This is a genomic window from Pseudomonas sp. W2Jun17 (assembly GCF_023127795.1).
Classification (GTDB): Bacteria; Pseudomonadota; Gammaproteobacteria; order Pseudomonadales; family Pseudomonadaceae; genus Aquipseudomonas; species Aquipseudomonas synxantha_A.
In genome coordinates this window covers 90,558-108,071 of the sequence record NZ_SPKO01000036.1, presented here as the reverse complement: position 1 = coordinate 108,071, position 17,514 = coordinate 90,558, and the positions used below count along the sequence as shown (strand labels likewise).

At 60.1% G+C, this 17,514-nt stretch carries 15 protein-coding genes and 1 pseudogene; 8 read left to right on the top strand and 8 right to left on the bottom strand.

The features are described 5' to 3' along the window. Positions 1 to 5: 5 nt before the first annotated feature. A complete protein-coding gene (locus E4O98_RS23235) occupies positions 6 to 1,148 on the bottom strand; it encodes an efflux RND transporter periplasmic adaptor subunit (RefSeq protein ID WP_103734304.1) in 1,143 nt (380 codons plus the stop codon). A 227-nt stretch (positions 1,149 to 1,375) separates the two neighbouring features. On the opposite strand from E4O98_RS23235, the gene E4O98_RS23230 reads away from it, so the two are divergent. The 4 genes from E4O98_RS23230 (at position 1,376) to E4O98_RS23215 (ending at position 5,092) form a co-directional block, all read left to right on the top strand. Continuing rightward, positions 1,376 to 2,077: a response regulator transcription factor gene (locus tag E4O98_RS23230; protein WP_005788610.1), complete on the top strand. Its 702-nt coding sequence runs from the start codon at positions 1,376 to 1,378 to the stop codon at positions 2,075 to 2,077. Between the two features lie 3 nt (positions 2,078 to 2,080). Then, a complete protein-coding gene (locus tag E4O98_RS23225; RefSeq protein ID WP_032875804.1) occupies positions 2,081 to 3,385 on the top strand; it encodes an ATP-binding protein in 1,305 nt (434 codons plus the stop codon). Positions 3,386 to 3,444: 59 nt separating this feature from the next. Continuing rightward, a complete protein-coding gene (locus tag E4O98_RS23220) occupies positions 3,445 to 4,215 on the top strand; it encodes a class I SAM-dependent methyltransferase (RefSeq protein ID WP_148854495.1) in 771 nt (256 codons plus the stop codon). 91 nt (positions 4,216 to 4,306) lie between these two features. Continuing rightward, positions 4,307 to 5,092, top strand: coding sequence for a sulfite exporter TauE/SafE family protein (locus E4O98_RS23215; RefSeq protein ID WP_032875800.1), 786 nt, complete (start codon positions 4,307 to 4,309; stop codon positions 5,090 to 5,092). A gap of 591 nt (positions 5,093 to 5,683) precedes the next feature. Here the strand turns inward: E4O98_RS23215 and E4O98_RS23210 are convergent. Then, positions 5,684 to 6,922 (bottom strand): acyl-CoA dehydrogenase family protein, encoded by a 1,239-nt coding sequence (locus tag E4O98_RS23210; protein WP_032875797.1) that lies wholly within the window; start codon positions 6,920 to 6,922, stop codon positions 5,684 to 5,686. Between the two features lie 264 nt (positions 6,923 to 7,186). Between E4O98_RS23210 and sfnG the strand changes: the two genes are divergently transcribed. After that, the gene (sfnG, locus tag E4O98_RS23205; RefSeq protein WP_032875795.1) at positions 7,187 to 8,296 is read left to right on the top strand and encodes a dimethylsulfone monooxygenase SfnG; all 1,110 of its coding nucleotides are present in this window, start codon (positions 7,187 to 7,189) and stop codon (positions 8,294 to 8,296) included. Here sfnG and E4O98_RS23200 read toward each other — a convergent pair. Then, positions 8,269 to 8,706: pseudogene (locus tag E4O98_RS23200) on the bottom strand (GNAT family N-acetyltransferase); the annotation flags it as partial. The gene sfnG and the pseudogene E4O98_RS23200 sit on opposite strands and share 28 nt — an antisense overlap. Positions 8,707 to 8,800: 94 nt before the next feature. Between E4O98_RS23200 and E4O98_RS23195 the strand changes: the two are divergent. Together E4O98_RS23195 and E4O98_RS23190 are read left to right on the top strand one after the other, a co-directional pair. Then, a complete protein-coding gene (locus E4O98_RS23195; RefSeq protein WP_148854500.1) occupies positions 8,801 to 10,387 on the top strand; it encodes a RimK family protein in 1,587 nt (528 codons plus the stop codon). A 274-nt stretch (positions 10,388 to 10,661) separates the two neighbouring features. Continuing rightward, positions 10,662 to 11,702: a 2-oxoglutarate and iron-dependent oxygenase domain-containing protein gene (locus E4O98_RS23190; protein ID WP_078821471.1), complete on the top strand. Its 1,041-nt coding sequence runs from the start codon at positions 10,662 to 10,664 to the stop codon at positions 11,700 to 11,702. A 67-nt stretch (positions 11,703 to 11,769) separates the two neighbouring features. Here the strand turns inward: E4O98_RS23190 and map are convergent, their stop codons facing one another. Next, positions 11,770 to 12,552, bottom strand: coding sequence for a type I methionyl aminopeptidase (gene map, locus E4O98_RS23185; protein WP_032875785.1), 783 nt, complete (start codon positions 12,550 to 12,552; stop codon positions 11,770 to 11,772). Beyond that, positions 12,552 to 12,752 (bottom strand): ParD-like family protein, encoded by a 201-nt coding sequence (locus E4O98_RS23180; protein ID WP_003190946.1) that lies wholly within the window; start codon positions 12,750 to 12,752, stop codon positions 12,552 to 12,554. The genes map and E4O98_RS23180 overlap by 1 nt, the downstream gene beginning before the upstream one ends. A 366-nt stretch (positions 12,753 to 13,118) precedes the next feature. Between E4O98_RS23180 and E4O98_RS23175 the strand changes: the two genes are divergently transcribed. Beyond that, the gene (locus E4O98_RS23175; RefSeq protein ID WP_032875782.1) at positions 13,119 to 13,388 is read left to right on the top strand and encodes a DUF1652 domain-containing protein; all 270 of its coding nucleotides are present in this window, start codon (positions 13,119 to 13,121) and stop codon (positions 13,386 to 13,388) included. 61 nt (positions 13,389 to 13,449) lie between these two features. Here E4O98_RS23175 and E4O98_RS23170 read toward each other — a convergent pair whose 3' ends face one another. The 3 genes from E4O98_RS23170 to E4O98_RS23160 all read right to left on the bottom strand — a co-directional run bounded on the left by E4O98_RS23170 (position 13,450) and on the right by E4O98_RS23160 (position 17,502). Continuing rightward, the gene (locus E4O98_RS23170) at positions 13,450 to 14,388 is read right to left on the bottom strand and encodes a carbohydrate kinase (protein ID WP_248136349.1); all 939 of its coding nucleotides are present in this window, start codon (positions 14,386 to 14,388) and stop codon (positions 13,450 to 13,452) included. A 12-nt stretch (positions 14,389 to 14,400) separates the two neighbouring features. Then, positions 14,401 to 15,882: a xylulokinase gene (gene xylB / locus E4O98_RS23165; protein ID WP_248136347.1), complete on the bottom strand. Its 1,482-nt coding sequence runs from the start codon at positions 15,880 to 15,882 to the stop codon at positions 14,401 to 14,403. 138 nt (positions 15,883 to 16,020) lie between these two features. Continuing rightward, positions 16,021 to 17,502 (bottom strand): mannitol dehydrogenase family protein, encoded by a 1,482-nt coding sequence (locus tag E4O98_RS23160; RefSeq protein ID WP_148854504.1) that lies wholly within the window; start codon positions 17,500 to 17,502, stop codon positions 16,021 to 16,023. Positions 17,503 to 17,514: the final 12 nt, after the last annotated feature.

The following is a 17,514-nucleotide window of genomic DNA, read 5'->3' as shown; positions in this document are numbered from 1 at the left end:
ACGGGTTATTCCTTTACGAGCGGGCTGTCGTCCACTTCAACTTTTTCGCCGGGGCGTGCATGTTGCAGGCCCTCGACGATAATGCGATCGCCTGGCTTGAGGCCGCTGCTGACAATCCAGCGATCTTCGATCACCGCGCCCAATTCCACCGGCTGCTGGCTGACGGTCTGCTCGGCGTCCAGCAGCAACACCATCGGGATGCCGGCGCTGTCACGGGTGATGGCACGTTGCGGCACGCTGATGCCTTGCTTGTCCACGGCCTGCTCCAGGCGCACCCGTACAAAGCTGCCGGGCAACAGGTCCAGATCCGGGTTGGGGAACTCGCTGCGCAAAATGATCTGCCCGGTGCCCGGGTCAACGCTGATCTCGGCGAACAGCAGTTTGCCCGGCAACGGGTACAGGCTGCCGTCGTCCTGGATCAGGGTGGCCTTGGCCTGGTCCTGGCCGACCTGTTTCAGGCTGCCGGCACGAAAGGCGCGGCGCAGGTCGTTCAACTCGCGGGTGGACTGGGTGAGGTCGGCGTGGATCGGGTCCAGTTGCTGGATGATCGCCAGCGGCGTGGCTTCGTTCTGGCCGACCAGCGCGCCTTCGGTCACCAGGGCACGGCCGATGCGCCCGGAAATCGGCGCGGTCACGGTGGCATAGCCCAGGTTCAGCCTGGCGCGCTCGACGGCAGCCTTTTGCGCAGCAACCTCTGCGTTGGTCTGGCGCAGGGCGGCGCGGGCGTTGTCGTATTCCTGGCCGCTGATGGCGTTGCCTTCAACCAACTGGCTGTAGCGCTGCTCTTGCAGGCGGGCCTGGAACGCATTGGCTTCGGCCTTGCTCAGGTTGGCCTGGGCGCTGTCCAGGTCAGCCTTGAAGGGCGCCGGGTCGATGCGGAACAGCACGTCGCCCTGTTTCACATCGTGACCTTCCTTGAACACACGCTGCATGACCACACCGGCCACTCGGGCACGCACTTCGGCAATGCGCGGCGCGGCGATACGCCCGCTCAGTTCGCTGGTAATGGACAGGGGCTTGGCCTGCAGGGTTTCGATGCGCACTTTGGCCAGGGGCATTTCCGGCGCCTCGTCTGCAGACTGACCACACGCGCTCAGCGCCAGTGTGAGGGCCAACAGGCAAAACGGCGCAAATAGATTCTTCGACATGCTCTTATCCCAATATTGACTGGCGCATCCTAAAGTCACCTGCGCCGTGGTGCTGTGAAGCTGTGTAGGTCGTGTGTGAAGAAGTGTAAGGTACGGCGCGCGTGGCGTCGGGGGCGTATATCCTTGCACAACCTTGCTTACAATGAAGATCAAATGTGGGAGGGAGCAAGCCCCTTCCCACATGGGATTTGTGTACGACTTATCAGTGTATTTTCTGGAAACACCCTATGCCCAACATCCTTCTGGTCGAAGACGACGCCGCACTCTCCGAGCTGATCGCCAGCTACCTGGAACGCAATGGCTATCACGTCAGTGTGCTCAGCCGTGGCGACCACGTACGCGAACGTGCGCGTCTCAACCCGCCGGACCTGGTGATCCTCGACCTGATGTTGCCGGGCCTGGACGGCCTGCAAGTCTGCCGCCTGCTGCGCGCCGACTCGGCGGGCTTGCCGATCCTGATGCTGACCGCCCGCGACGACAGCCACGACCAGGTGCTGGGCCTGGAAATGGGGGCCGACGATTATGTGACCAAACCCTGCGAGCCGCGCGTGCTGCTGGCCCGGGTGCGCACGCTGCTGCGCCGTAGCAGTCTGTCCGAGCCCCAGGTGGCCAACGACCGGATCATCATGGGCAACCTGTGCATCGACTTGTCGGAACGCACCGTCACCTGGCGCGAGCAGGCGGTGGAGCTGTCCAGCGGCGAATACAACCTGCTGGTGGTACTGGCGCGCCACGCCGGTGAAGTGCTCAGCCGCGACCAGATCCTGCAACGCCTTCGCGGCATCGAGTTCAACGGTACCGATCGCTCGGTGGACGTGGCCATTTCCAAGTTGCGGCGCAAGTTCGACGACCACGCCGGCGAGGCGCGCAAGATCAAGACCGTGTGGGGCAAGGGTTATCTGTTCAGCCGCTCCGAGTGGGAATGCTGAACCATGTTCCGTGTGCTGCTACGCCTCTACCTGATCACTATCGTCACCTACAGTGCAGCCATCTTTCTGATTCCCAAGCTGGTGATCCAACTGTTCGAACACCGCTACATGGACTACAACATCGAACAGTCCCGTGGCCTGCAAAAGCTGATGGTCAAGCAATACCAGCGCGCACCGGTGGAGCACTGGTCCCAGGTGACCGACCAGTTGAGTCGCGATTTTGCGCCATTGAAGGTTGAACTGTTGCTGCGCCAGGACGCTCGCTATACGCCGCAGGAAGAACAACTGCTGGAGCAAGGCAAGTCGGTGATCCGCCTGGGCGAGTGGGGCTGGATGGAAGAAATCAGCTCGCCGATCAACCAGCAGTTCGCGGTCAAGCTGACCATTCCGCCGGACCCGCTGGACATGAACCTGCTGTACTGGTCGATGAACGTGCTGATCGGCGCGGCGCTGCTGGCGTGCCTGCTGGTGTGGCTGCGCCCGCACTGGCGTGACCTGGAGCGCCTCAAAAGCACCGCCGCGCTGTTGGGCAAGGGCCACCTTGGAGAGCGCACGCGCCTTCCGCCCAGCTCCAGCATCGGCAGCCTGGCGACGGTGTTCGACACCATGGCCGACGATATCGAGCACCTGCTGAACCAGCAGCGCGACTTGCTCAATGCGGTCTCCCATGAACTGCGCACACCGCTCACCCGCCTGGATTTCGGCCTGGCGCTGGCGCTCTCCGAAGACTTGCCCCAGGCCAGTCGCGAGCGTCTGCAAAGCCTGGTGGCGCATATTCGCGAGCTGGATGAACTGGTGCTGGAATTGCTGTCCTACAGCCGCCTGCAAAATCCTGCGCAATTGCCCGAACGGGTCGAGGTGGCGCTCGATGAGTTTATCGACAGCGTGCTGGGCAGCGTCGACGACGAGCTGGAAAACCCCGAGATTGTCATCGACGTGGCGCTCGACTGCACCGTGGAGCGCTTCAGCCTCGACCCGCGCCTTACCGCCCGCGCCTTGCAGAACCTGCTGCGCAACGCGACGCGCTATTGCGACAAACGCATTCAGGTGGGGGTCAAGGTGTGTCCCAACGGCTGCGAAATCTGGGTGGACGACGACGGCATCGGCATACCGATGGACCAGCGCGAGCGCATCTTCGAACCGTTCTACCGCCTGGACCGCAGCCGCGACCGTGCCACCGGCGGCTTCGGCCTGGGCCTGGCGATCAGCCGACGTGCCCTGGAGGCCCAGGGCGGCACCTTGACAGCCCTGGCCTCGCCTCTGGGCGGAGCGCGGTTTCGGGTGTGGTTGCCTACTCGAGCCGATTAGAAAATCCGCGGGGAAGGGCGCACACTGTGCGACCCGCTCTACCCGAGGAGAGATTGGCAATGACTGGTGTCCACACGTCCGCTCAACAGGGTTTCTCGACCCAGGCCGTCACTTACGCCCAAGGCCGACCGGACTATCCGCGCCAACTGACCGGTTGGCTGGCCGAGGCGCTGCATATCAATTCGCAATCGACGGTGATCGACCTCGGCGCCGGCACTGGCAAGTTCACCCGCTTGCTCAGCAGCCTGGCACCGACCCTGATTGCGGTCGAGCCAGTGGCACAGATGGGCGCGCAGTTGGCCAAACTATTGCCGGATGTACGCCTGCTCGACGGCACCGCCGAGTCCATCCCCTTGGCGTCCGCCAGCGCCGATGCCCTGGTGTGTGCCCAGGCATTCCACTGGTTCTCCACCCGCGCCGCACTGGCGGAAATTCATCGCGTGCTCAAGCCTGGCGGGCGACTGGGGTTGGTGTGGAATGTGCGCGATGAGTCGGTGGACTGGGTGGCGGCAATCACTGAAATCATCACGCCGTATGAGGGGGACACCCCGCGTTTTCATAGCGGGCGTTGGCGGGAAGCTTTCACCGGTGAGTATTTTGGCACCCCACAGATGACCTGCTTTGCCTATCAACATGTGGGCAGCCCGCAAGAAGTGATTATGGATCGTTTTCTCTCGGTGAGCTTTATCGCAGCGTTGCCGCCTGCGGAAAAAGCCAAGGTCACCGCTCAGTTACGCACCTTGATCGCTACCCATCCCAGCCTGCAAAACCGCGATACCGTGGCCTTCCCATATCAAACTCAAGCTTATCTGTGTGAACGTCTAAGCTAAAAGGCATAAAGTCAGATCACATTGGTATAAGTGGTTATAAGAAAAATCGCTATCCTGCGGCCAGAAATTTATAAGGCCGCGGGTAGCTGTAATGGATGTAGGTAATTTTGGTTTCGTGGTTGCCGGCCTGATCGTAGGTTTTATCGTGGGCATGACTGGCGTAGGCGGAGGCTCATTGATGACCCCGATCCTGTTGTGGTTCGGCATCAATCCGGCGACTGCCGTGGGCACTGACTTGCTGTATGCCGCCATCACCAAATCCGGTGGCGTGCTGGTGCACGGCAAGAACAAGAACATCGACTGGACCATCACCGGCTGGCTCACCCTGGGCAGCGTGCCCGCGGTGTTGTTGACCTTATGGTTCCTTGCCAGCTTGCACACCGATCCCAGCGCGATGAACGCGGTGATCAAGCAGGCACTCGGTGTGGTATTGCTGCTGACGGCCCTGGCGATCCTGTTCAAGAAAAGCCTGTTGGCCTTTGCTCAGCGACATGCCGGTGATGACTACCACATGCGCCCGCGCAACCTGAACGCCCTGACCGTGGTGACCGGCGCGGTCCTTGGCACCATGGTAGCCCTGACGTCCATTGGCGCCGGGGCCCTCGGCACGGTGGCGCTGTTTATCCTCTACCCATTCCTGGCCACGCGGCGTCTGGTCGGCACCGAAATCGCCCATGCCGTGCCCCTGACCCTGGTGGCGGGCCTGGGCCACGCGAGCATGGGCAATATGGACTGGCATCTGCTGGGCTTCTTGCTGATGGGCTCGTTGCCGGGGATCTACTTCGGCAGCCATATGACCGGCAAGATCTCCGACAGCGTGTTACGCCCGTGCCTGGCGGTGATGTTGATGGCGGTGGGGTACAAGCTGGCGTTCTGAGCCGCATGTGCTCCACATGTGGGAGGGGGCTTGCCCCCGATTAGCATAGGTATCTACACATCTTTTGGTACGGCGCTACACCCTGTGGGAGGGGCGGTGCGACGATTCGACTTGCTCCCGATGGCTGCCTCAGGGCCGACCAGGATGTTGGATTAGACCGAGTACATATCCGTTATTTAGGTAACGGCTGATATTGGTTCCGCTTTTACAGCGGCTCACTTTTGAAAAGAGCGCAAAAGTAAGCAAAACGCTCTTGCCCCACCACTCGGCACCTCGCTTTGGCTCGGTGTGCCCGTAATCCGCCATGGATTTGGGGGGCCGCCGCCACGCGCCATCCATGGCGCGGGGCGGCTAAACCGGCATCCCTGCCGGTTTACCCCCCAAATCCCTGTCGAATTCCGGCCAGCGTGGTTTGACGGGGCGCCTAAGATCAAGATCAAGAGCGGCTCGCTTCGCATCGTGGTTACGGTCGGCAGCTACAAAGTTGTGTAGATACCTATGCCCCGATAGCGGTAGTTCAGCCAAGGAATTGGATACTGACCCACCGCTATCGGGAGCAAGCCCCCTCCCACAGTTTGACCCAGATCAACTTCAGGCCTTCGCCGGGCCGTTGCCGATTTGCCACACAAACGGTGGCTCTGTCCCGTTGATCACCCAGTCGCCCACGATCCGCGCCTTGTAGATCATCGGATTGTGCGAAGACACCGTCCGTGCGTTGCGCCAATGCCGGTCCAGCGCCTTGCCTTGGCGCACATCCGAGGCCCCTAAGGCGTTGAACAATTGGCTGGTGGCACGCTGGATCAAATCCGAAACCACCACTTGCGCCGTCGCCGACTCAATCTCAGCCGCCACATTGGCTTCGTGTTCGGCCACGTCATTGCCGCCAAAGCGCGCCAGATAAGCCCGTTGCGCCGGCACTGCGGCCTTCAACGCGCTGGCCTGGGCGGCGTATACCAACGCGGCGACTTCGCCCACCACCTGTTGCACCTGCGCATCCTGGCTGACGTGCGTTGCATTGCCATGGCTGTAGATGCGCTGGCGGTTGCGCACCTGGTGGCCCACGTCGATGAGCGCAGCGCGACCGATACCGGCCAGTGTCGCCAGCAACACCAGTTGGTAGAACGCAGTCTGGTATTTGAAGCGGGTGGCAAAGTCGATCAGGTTTTCAGTTTCCACCACCGCGTCGGTAAACCGCGAGGTGCCGCTGCCGGTGGTGCGCTGGCCAAAGCCGTCCCAGTCATCGCTCTGCACTACGCCTGGCTGATGGGTGCGGGTGGCGGCGATCACGGCGGCGCCGGTGTCACTGCGTTGAGCGTAAACATCGATCCAGTCCGAGAACAGGCTGCCGGTGCTGTAGAACTTTTCGCCGTTGAGTTTCCAGCGGTCGCCGTCAGGGCTGACCTGGGTCACCACCTCACCGATGGCCACCGTGCCGATTTCGGTCCAGGCGCAGCCGACGATATCGCCATCGACAAAACGCTTGAACCACAGATCACGGCTTGCGCCGGGTGGCGCATTCAGGCGGTCTTCGGCAAATGCGAAGTGCCCGCGCAGGGCCTGGGGCACGTTGGAGTCGGCCGCTGCCAGTTCGATCAACAGTTCAAACAACTGCGGCAGTGACGCGCCATCACCGCCGTATTCCACCGGCACCCGCACCGCGCCAAAACCAGCGTCCTTAAGCCATTGAATCGGTTCGTAGGGCAGTGTGCGGCTGTGCTCGCGCTCAACCGCACCCTCGGCGATGCGCTGGAAGATCGGCCGAAAACGTGCGGCCAGCGCAGGGTAATCGGCGCCGGTAGACAGCGGGTTGATGACCTGATGTTCAGTCATGGGTAGGGCTCCTGGCAGTGATCGAATGTGCTGGAGATTGCACAGTTCGTGCCGGGACTTTGCTCCCCTGTTTGCGGTACGAGAGGGTGATTGGGTGTTGCTCCTGCAACAGCAGATCGACAAACCGCTGCGATCGGTGACATTGCCGGCAGGCTGATCAGATATCCGTTTTTTAACGCAGCGCCCATGGCGCGGGCATTTGCGGGTGACTGGCACGCTTGCTGCGTAAGCTACATGACATCCATTTGTGCGAGGTACCGTCCGATGAGTCAGCAAGCCGTGAAATTTGCCTATTGGGTGCCCAACGTCAGCGGTGGGCTGGTGGTCAGCAAGATCGAACAGCGCACTCACTGGGGCATCGACTACAACCGCAAACTGGCGCAGTTGGCCGAAGCCGCAGGCTTTGAATACGGCCTGACCCAGATTCGCTTCACCGCCGGTTATGGCGCCGAAAACCAGCATGAGTCCGTGGCGTTCAGCCATGCTTTGCTGGCGGCGACCACCACGCTCAAAGTGATCGCGGCGATCCTGCCAGGTCCCTGGCAACCGGCGCTGGCGGCCAAGCAATTGGCGACCATCGACCAGCTCACCAACGGCCGTATTGCGGTGAATATCGTCAGTGGCTGGTTCAAGGGCGAGTTCCAGGCCATTGGCGAACCCTGGCTGGAGCACGATGAGCGCTACCGTCGTTCAGAAGAATTCATCCGCGCCCTCAAAGGCATCTGGACCCAGGACGATTTCACCTTCAAGGGCGATTTCTATCGTTTCAACAACTACACCCTCAAGCCCAAGCCATTGGGCCAGCCAGAGGTTTTCCAGGGGGGTAGTTCACGGGCGGCACGGGACATGGCGGCGCGGGTCTCGGACTGGTACTTCACTAACGGCAACACCCCCGAAGGCATCAAGGCCCAGGTCGATGATATCCGCGCCAAGGCCGCTGCCAATCACCATTCGGTTAAGGTCGGCGTGAACGCCTTTGTGATCGCCCGCGACACCGAAGAAGAAGCCCGGGCCGTGCTGGCGGAAATCATCGACCAGGCCGACCCGGAAGCGGTCAACGCCTTTGGTGATGCCGCCAAGCAGGCGGGCAAGGCTTCGCCGGAAGGCGAGGGCAACTGGGCCAAGTCCAGCTTCGAAGACCTGGTGCAGTACAACGATGGCTTCAAGACCAACCTGATTGGCACCCCGCGGCAGATCGCCGAACGCATTGTCGCGCTCAAGGCCGTGGGCGTGGACCTGGTGCTCGCGGGCTTTCTGCATTTTCAGGAGGAGGTGGAGTACTTCGGCAAACGTGTTTTGCCGCTGGTGCGTGAGCTGGAAGCCACGGCCGATGCAGGCGCGAGCGGTTTTTCCAGGCACAAGGCAGCTGTGTGATCTTCGTAGTAGTCGTCGACCCAGGCAAAGCGCCGATAGCCATTGCGCTCATACAGGGAGAGTGCGCCGGGGTTGTCGGTGCGCACTTGCAGACGCAGGTACGCGCAATCGTTGGCCAGGGCGCAGGCTTCGATGTGCTCCAGTAACTGATGGCCCAGACCGATGCCTCGAGCGTGCTCGGCAATGGCGATGGAATACAAGCGCGCCAGCCGGGCGCCACGACGAAACAGCACCAGCCCATAGCCGAGCAGTTCACCGTGCTGTTGCACAAGCCACAACTGGCCATTGGCCCGGCTGATCATCCAGCGCAGACTGCGCGAAGACAGCCGATCACTGCTGAAACACTGCTGCTCCAACGCCACTAATGCAGGCACATCGTCGAGGGTTGCAACGCGAAAGAAAAGAGCCATAAGACCACCGTAAAAGTTGCGTAACGAAACGGGACTTCCCTAAAAGATCGTGCTTAATAGAAAAGGTCGAGTTCTCTAAAGCGGATCAACTATTATGTCGGCGGTACAAGGTCATTGGCGTCAAGTATCCGAGCAAACAGTTGCGGCGACAATAACGTCCAACGGTTATTTTTCCGCGCCACCCCGAAGTTCGAGCCAAGTGGTGATTATTGTCGAGCGCAAGGAAGATTGGGCCTCCTATTTTCCCAGCGAGGATATCGTCACCGCCCAGGAGTACCTGGAGCAGACCCGGGAAAACGAAACAGGCAAGCGCGTACAGGTAATCAACCTGTGCCGCAGCTACAAGTACCTGGGGCACGGCTACTACTGCTCGTTGCTGGCCGAGGCGCGTGGGCACAAGGTGATTCCATCGGTGCGCACCATCAGCGAACTGACCAGGAAAGCCCTGTATGGCCTGTCTCTGGATGATCTGGACAAAAGCCTGGAAAAGGCCCTGAGTCATCATCTCTACAGCAATACCGAAGGCTTTACCCTGACACTGTATTTCGGTCGGACCACGATAGAACCTTTGCAGGAGTTAGCGCGCCAGTTGTTTGAAACCTTTCCCTGTCCGATCTTGTTAGTTGAATTCCGTCAACATAACGGCTGGCATATCGAAGGCGTTAAGTCTGGCGTATTGCACAAGTTACGCGACGATCAGGAAGACCAATTCGCCCACGCCCTCGACAACTTCAGTCGCAAGGTCTGGCGTCAGCCGCGCTCACGTCGGTTGGCCCGTTATGACCTGGCAATTCTTCACGATCCTCAGGAGCAACTGCCTCCGTCCAACCCCCGCGCCCTGGAAAATTTCATACGGGTCGGCAAGGGCCTGGGCATTGATGTGGAGTTGATCGAGCGCAAGGATTACGCGCGCCTGGCCGAGTACGACGCCTTGCTCATCCGTGAGACTACCAGCGTCGATAACCATACCTACCGTTTCGCCAAGAAAGCCGAAAGCGAGGGGCTGGTGGTGATGGATGACCCCGCATCGATCCTGCGCTGCACCAACAAGGTCTACCTCACCGACCTGCTGAACAGCCACCAACTGGGCATGCCGGCCACCGAGATTCTTTACAAGGAGCGGCCGCAAGATTTCGAGCGCGTCGGCGAGCGCCTGGGCTTCCCACTGGTGCTGAAGATCCCCGATGGCTGTTTCTCCCGAGGGGTGATAAAGGTCGAAAGCCAGGCTGCGTTGCTCAAGGCCACGGCCGAGCTGTTCGAGCATTCGGTACTGCTGCTGGCCCAAGAGTTCTTCTACACCGAATACGATTGGCGCATCGGCGTGCTCAACCGTAAACCGATTTTCGCCTGCCAGTACTTCATGTCCAAGGGGCATTGGCAGATCTACAACCACAAGGCCATTGGCCAGGCCGTCAACGGTGAGTGTCGCACCCTGGCGGTCCACGAAGCGCCAAAAGCCGTGGTGGAACTGGCAGTGAAGACTGCCAACCTGATCGGCGACGGCCTCTATGGCGTGGACCTCAAGCAGTCCGGCGACAAGGTGGTGGTGATCGAGGTCAACGACAACCCCAACCTGGATGCGGGCATCGAAGACGCCTACTTGCAGGACGACCTGTATGGCCTGGTGCTGGAGGAGTTTGTGCGCCGCCTGGAACTTAAGCGCCAGGGCCAGGTGTGGTAACAATCAAGCAGATCGCCGAAACTCGCGGTTGCCAGGGCAGGAAGGCGAGCAACCTTTACCTGCCGTCGGACGGTTGATTCGATGCCAGTAAAACCGACATCCGGTTATATTCAGGTTGTCCGCCGGAGTCTATAAATACCGTTCCCAGATGGGAATATAACGACGTTCATGATTCAGGCTCGCAACGTTGGGCCTGAAGCAGTTCCGTTGATGGAGCAGTTCAGCGTCACATTTGTGAGTGCACGTCTCTTTAATGGATTTAAGGAGACACGACATGACTGACTTAATAACTTTTGCCCTGCCTGAAGCTGTAACTGATAGCAAGGCCGATCGCCAATTGGGCCGAGCGCTCATAGATGCTTGGCGCAAAGACGGTATTTTTCAGATCAGCATCCATGACGAACAGGACCAGAAGGTCAAGCGCGCCATGGCAGCCAGCAAGGCTTTTTTCAAACTGCCCCGGGAAGAGAAGTCGCGCTTAGTCAGCAGTCTTACCTATGCAGGGTATGTTGCTTCTGGCGAAGAGGTCACGGCTGGCGAGCAGGATCAATCGGAAATTTTCACCATTTGCAAAGATCTGCCACTGGAGGATCAGCGCGTCGTAGACGGCTGGCCGTGCCACGGTCCCGTGCCATGGCCCAATGACGAATACCGCGACAGCATGAAAGCCTTCCTGGAGGAATTGGGTGACACGGGCGAAAAGTTGTTGAAGCTGGTGGCACTCGGACTGGGATTGGAAATAAATGCTTTGACGCAGCTTAGCGAGGATGGCTGGCACCATATGCGTGTTCTGCGTTTCCCTGCCGAGTCGGCGCAAACCTGCCGAGGTATTGGGGCCCATACCGACTACGGCATGCTGGTGATCGCTACTCAGGATGAGGTGGGAGGTTTGTATATTCGGCCTCCGGTCGACGGCGAACATCGCAAGCGCAACTGGTTGCCTGACGAAAGCACTGCAGGTTTATTCGAAAACGACGAGCCCTGGACGTTCGTGAAACCGGTACCGCGCGTGTTCACAGTGTTTCCGGGTGATATTTTGCAATTCATGACCGATGGACTTCTGCTCTCGACGCCTCACAAGGTCAAGCTAAACTCACGTGAGCGTTTTGCCATGGCCTACTTTCACGAGCCGAGTTTCAGCGTTTCAGCCAAGCCATTATTCAGTCAGAGCTGTACTGAACGTATTCATTACGGCACACATTTCACCAACATGTTTATGCGTTGCTATCCGCAACGGATAACGACCCAGTGCATTCTCAAGGAGAATCGCTTGAGCCACTTGGAAGGTATTAGTCTGGCCCACGCGCACCCTTGAGTTCGTTACGCTCCCGAGCGGGTAGGCCGCTCGGGAGACTTTTCAATGGCCGATCAGCGCCCATTGCTCAAGGTAGTGATTCCACCGGTTCTGCATCAGTTTGTTTTTGCAACGTGAGCACCTCAAACCCGTCCGCCGTCACTGCCACAGTATGTTCCCACTGCGCCGACAGACTGTTGTCCTTGGTCACCACCGTCCAGCCATCCTTGAGACTGCGCGTCTTGGCGCCGCCCTGGTTGAGCATGGGCTCCACGGTAAACACCATACCTTCGCGCAGAACGAGGCCGGTGCCAGGGCGGCCGAAGTGCAGGATCTGTGGCTCTTCATGCATCTGTTTGCCGATGCCATGGCCGCAGTATTCACGCACCACGCTGTAGCCGTTGGCCTGGGCGTGACTCTGAATCGCATGACCGATATCACCCAGGCGAGCGCCGGGCTTGACCTGGCGGATGCCGGCCCACATCGCCTCGAAGGTCATTTCTACCAGGCGTTTGGCCTTGGGCGCCACGTTACCGATCATGTACATCTTGCTGGAGTCGGCAATGAAACCGCCTTTTTCCAGGGTGATGTCGATGTTGATGATGTCGCCGTCCTTGAGGAACTGCGTGGCGCTGGGCATGCCATGGCACACCACTTCGTTGATCGAGGTGTTGATGCAAAAGGGGTAGTCGTACTGACCCAGGCTGGCGGGGCGGGCCTTGAGTTCGTGGCGGATGAAGGCTTCGACGGCGCTGTCCAGCTCAAGAGTGGAGAGGCCGGCGGCGACATAACCGTCGAGCATGTCGAACACCTGGGCCAGCAGGCGCCCCGACTCTCGCATCACGGCCAGTTGGGCGGCTGTCTTGATCATCAGCTGCGCCCCCGGATCAGGTCGGGCTTGTCCAGCAACAACTTGTTGATCAGCTCGTTGTAGGGCAGGTGCGGGTTGAGCTCGGCGAGCAGGCCGATCTTGATCCAGAACTCGGCCTGGGCGTTGATGGAGCGGTCCATGGCGGCGCTGGCCAGGCGAAGCTGTTCGTGCAGTTGGTCGGTGATTTTGACGATGCCCATGAGGTTCACTGTGTAGGTTTGATATACAAAGCGTATACGTTTCGTATGCTTTGCGTAAACCCCTGGTTCAAATGAGGCGCGCGATAGTTGCGACATGTTGCCGAAAAGAGCGTCGACACAGGTTGCTGTTTGAACTGACATGCAGGGTTAAACGTTTAATCGCAGTGGTTCGACGATTATTTAAAGGCTGCAATCGGCTTCATATTAATCGGCAGGTCGCTTATGAAGAAAAGTTACAACAATGCTGAGATTTGCCGAGTAGGCTGGGTGAGTACAGGCGTCTGCCAGGGTTGGCAAGACGGGGCAGGCTAGCGCCTGCCAGCCCATAAAAACTGATTGGCAGTCTCAAAAAAGGAGAGGTTGGCCATGCTTTCGGAACTGGAACTTCGCAGCATTATTGAAGGAAGTTTTCTGCCTAAACGGTGCGAATGCACCAAAGCCGAGGATGCTTCGTTGACGATCAAGGTGTATGACGACCGCGACCGTGACCGGGTGGACTTGGAAGTCAAAGGTATAAACGCCGACAAACTCGACAGCAGTCGAGCCATTTGCAACCTGATCGCCGGTTTGCGTGAAGACCTCAAGCACACCCAGACCCACACCCTGCGTCGAGCAGGAGGGCGCGGTTATTTCTAGTTAAGCCTTGAATTCAAGTTGACCCAGGGCCTGGCATTCGCCAGGCCCATTGTTATGCGTGTCAGCCCAGCTGATGACGGTACGGCAGGTCGGGGCCGGTCTTGGTACAGGTCAACGCGGCAGCCCGAATCGCAAAGCCGAGCATGTTATCAATCTGCACGCGCGTGAGCTGTTGCAGGCCAGTCACTGAGTCAAGCTGATGCTCGGTCAGCCAGGCAATCAACGCGGCCTGGAAGGTGTCGCCGGCGCCCACAGTGTCAGCCATCACCACCTTGACTGCCGGCGCCGACCAGTTGCCGTGCTGACGGCTGAATACGCTGGCGCCATCGCCGCCGCGGGTGAGGAACACCAGTTGGCAGCGGTGTTGCAGCCAACCGTGCAGCACACTTTCGGGTGACTGGTCGGGGTAGAGCAGGTGCAGGTCTTCGTCGCTGACCTTGATCAGGTCGGCATGTGTGACCAGCTCGGCGACGCGATCACGCCATAGTTGGATGTCCGGCTGCGGGTTAAGGCGCACGTTAGGGTCCAGGCTGATCAGGCGCTTGCCGCTTTCGCGCTTGACCAGCGCCAGAAGGGTGTCGCCAATCGGTTGCACCACCAGTGAGAACGAGCCGATATGCAGCCCGCGCACCTCTTCGCCGAGTACCGGCAAATGCGCGACTTCCAGCAACCGATCCGCACAGCCTTCGCCACGGAAGTTGTACTGCGGTGAGCCATTGGCGCCCACAGCGACCATCGACAACGTGGTCGGCGCGGCAAACTCCACCAGGAACTGCTCGCTGACCCCTTCATTTTTCAGCACCTGCAACAAGCTCCGGCCGAGGAAGTCGCTGGACAGGCCGCCGAACAACCCGGCTTCAATACCCAGGCGGCGCAGGCCCACGGCCACATTGAATGGCGAGCCCCCGGCAATCGCCTTGTAATTGACTTTGGCGGCCTGCCCGCTGGCATCCTCCTCGCTGAAAAAATCAAACAGCGCCTCACCACACACCAGATACATAGTCGTTCGCTCTTAAAGGGATGCCACGTGCTGTTGATAACGCTCATACGCCTGTTGATAGGCGCTGACACTCTCGATTGCCGGCAAGGTACGGCTGGCCGGGTCGACGCTCACACATTTGTCGCACAGGCTGACCAAGGGTTCGCCGCTCTGGCACCAGGCAGCCTGGATTGCCGCGCCAAGGGCGGCGGCTTCGCTCTGTTCGGTGCACACCACTTCGGTGTGCATGATATCGGCGACCATCTGCCGCCACACCGGGCTTTTCGAGCCGCCGCCGATCAGGCGGATGCTCTGGCTTTGCAAGCCGGTCTGGCGCAGCAGGTCGAGGCCATAGCGCAGGCCGAAGGTGGTGCCCTCGACAACGGCACGGCACAGGTTGGCACGGGTCAGGTTGGTCATGGTCAGGCCGTGCAGGCTGCCGGTGGCGTGGGGCAGGGCAGGCACGCGTTCGCCATTGAGAAACGGCAGCATGCTCACCCCGTCGGCGCCAATCGGGGCTTGTTCGACCAGGGCGTTGAACGCCTGCAAGTCGAGTTCGAACAGCTCGCGAATTACCCCGGTGGCGTTGGTCAGGTTCATGGTGCAGATCAGCGGCAGCCAGCCGCCACTGGACGAGCAAAAGGTCGCTACCGACGCCTGCGGGCTGACGTTGGGCTGGTCGGCAAACGCATACACGGTACCTGATGAGCCCAGGCTCATGGTGATCACGCCGGGAGCGATATTGCCGGTGCCGATGGCGCCCATCATATTGTCGCCGCCGCCGCTGGACACCACGGCGTTGGGGTTGATCCCCAGGCGCTCGGCAATGGCCGGCAGGATCGTGCCCACCGCCTGGTCGGCTTCGATCAACTGCGGGAGCGCTGCCTCCAGGCGGCCGCTGGGGTCGATGTGCCTGAGCAGCGCCACATCCCAGGTGCGGCTGCGCACGTCAAAGTAACCGGTGCCCGAGGCGTCGCCGTACTCGGCGCAGGCGCGACCGGTGAGCCAGTAGTTGAGGTAGTCGTGGGGCAGCAGGATATGGGCGATGCGGGCAAATACGTCCGGGTGCTGTTCACGGGTCCAGAGCAGTTTGGAGACGGTGTAGCCCGGCGCGATGGCTACGCCCAGGCGTTCCAGGGAGCCGCTTTCGCCGCCCAGGTGTGCCAGCAGGCGCTCGTTCTCCGGCGCGGTTTCGGTGTCGCACCATAACTTGGCCGGGCGCAGCACTTCACCTTGTTCGTCCAGCAGCACCAGGCCGTGCTGCTGGCCGGAAACGCCGATGCCAAGGATGTCCTGGCCGTCCACCCCGGCTTGTTGCAGGGCGCGGTGGGTGGCTTCGGTGAAGGCGTCCAGCCATTCCTGGGTGTGTTGCTCGCGCCGGCCGTTGGCGCCGCTGATCAAGGTATGCGCGGCGGCGCCCAGGCCCAGCACCTTGCCGCTGGAGGCGTCGAGGACGATGGCCTTGGTGCCTTGAGTGCCGCAGTCGATTCCGAGGAACAGGTTTTGCTGGGTCATGATGGAGTGCTCAGCAGTATTATTTTTGGATTGGTAACCCGGTCAAGTGTGGGAGGGGGCTTGCTCCCGATGAGGGAGTGTCAGTCAAATACCTTTCTCTGACCTACCGCTATCGGGAGCAAGCCCCCTCCCACAGTTTTAATCCGGTTTGTTCAGGAGTTGTTGCAGGGTTTGGGTGACGCCTTTGTCGCGCAGGCTTGCATAGCACCGCTCAAACGCTGCCACAAACTCAGCGGACTTGGGAATAGCCGTGCCAAAAATCTCCTCTACCCCCAGCAAGCGCTGGCTGATCAGTGTGTCATCACTCACCAGCCCCTGGCAGAACTCGGCCCTTGGATCGGGGATCTTGTAGCTCACGCCATTCTCATCCACCCCTTTCAAATACAAGGCCCAGGCCGCCACTACCAGCGCTGCACGCTCAGTCTCGCGGCCATCGGCAATCAAGCGATTGATGGTCGGCACGGTGAACTTGGGAAACTTCGACGAACCATCGGAACACACCCGTTCCAACTGGTCGGCAATCGCCTGGTTGGAAAAGCGCTCCACCAGCGTCTGCTTGTACACCGTCAGGTCGATGCCCGGCACCGGCGCCAGGTTCGGCGTAACGTCCAGGTCCATGTACGCACGCATATACGCCACGAACAGCGGGTCGTTCATGGTCTCGTGGACAAACCGATAACCCTTGAGAAACCCCAGGTAGGTGAGGGCCAGGTGACTGCCGTTGAGCAAGCCGATCTTCATCTCTTCGTAAGGCGTGACGTCATCGGTGAACTGCACGCCGACCTTCTCCCAGGCCGGGCGACCGTTGACGAACTTGTCTTCCAGCACCCACTGCACAAACGGTTCGCACACCACCGGCCAGGCATCGTCGACGCCATGTTCATCATGCAGTTGCAGGCGGTGGGCGGTGCTGGTCATTGGCGTGATGCGGTCGACCATGGCGTTCGGGAAGCTCACGTTGGTTTTGATCCAGTCATGCAGCTCGGCGTTGTGTAGCGCGGCGAAGGCCAGCAGTGCCTTGCGCGTGACGGCGCCGTTGTGCGGCAGGTTATCGCAGGACATGACGGTAAATGCCGCAGTGCCGGCGGCGCGGCGTTGGGTGAGCGCTGCGCAGATAAAACCGAACACGGTTTTGGGTGTCTTGGGGTGCGCCAGGTCATGCTGGATCTGTGGCAGGTGGGCCATGAATTCGCCGTTGCTGTCATCGATGCAGTAGCCGCCCTCGGTGATGGTCAACGAGACGATGCGGATAGCCGGGTCAGCCAGTTTGTCGATCAACGCCTGGGCGCCGTCTTCGGCCAGCAGCATATCGCTGAGGGCGCCGATGACGCGTACTTCGGTGTCGTCGGTGTCACCTAGCTCATACAGGGTAAACAAGTAATCCTGGCCGGCCAGGTCGTCGCGAGCCTTGCGGTCCTCGGCACGCAGGCCCACGCCACAAATGCCCCAGTCCAGGCCCTCGCCGGTATTCATCAAGGCGTCGGTGTAATACGCCTGGTGTGCGCGGTGAAAGCCACCGACGCCGATATGGGCGATGCCCTGGCGGGTGTCGGCAAGCGCATAAGCCGGGATTTTCACTTGCGGCGCCAACTGCGTGAGATTGTGTTTATTCAGTTTCATCTAAAAATACTC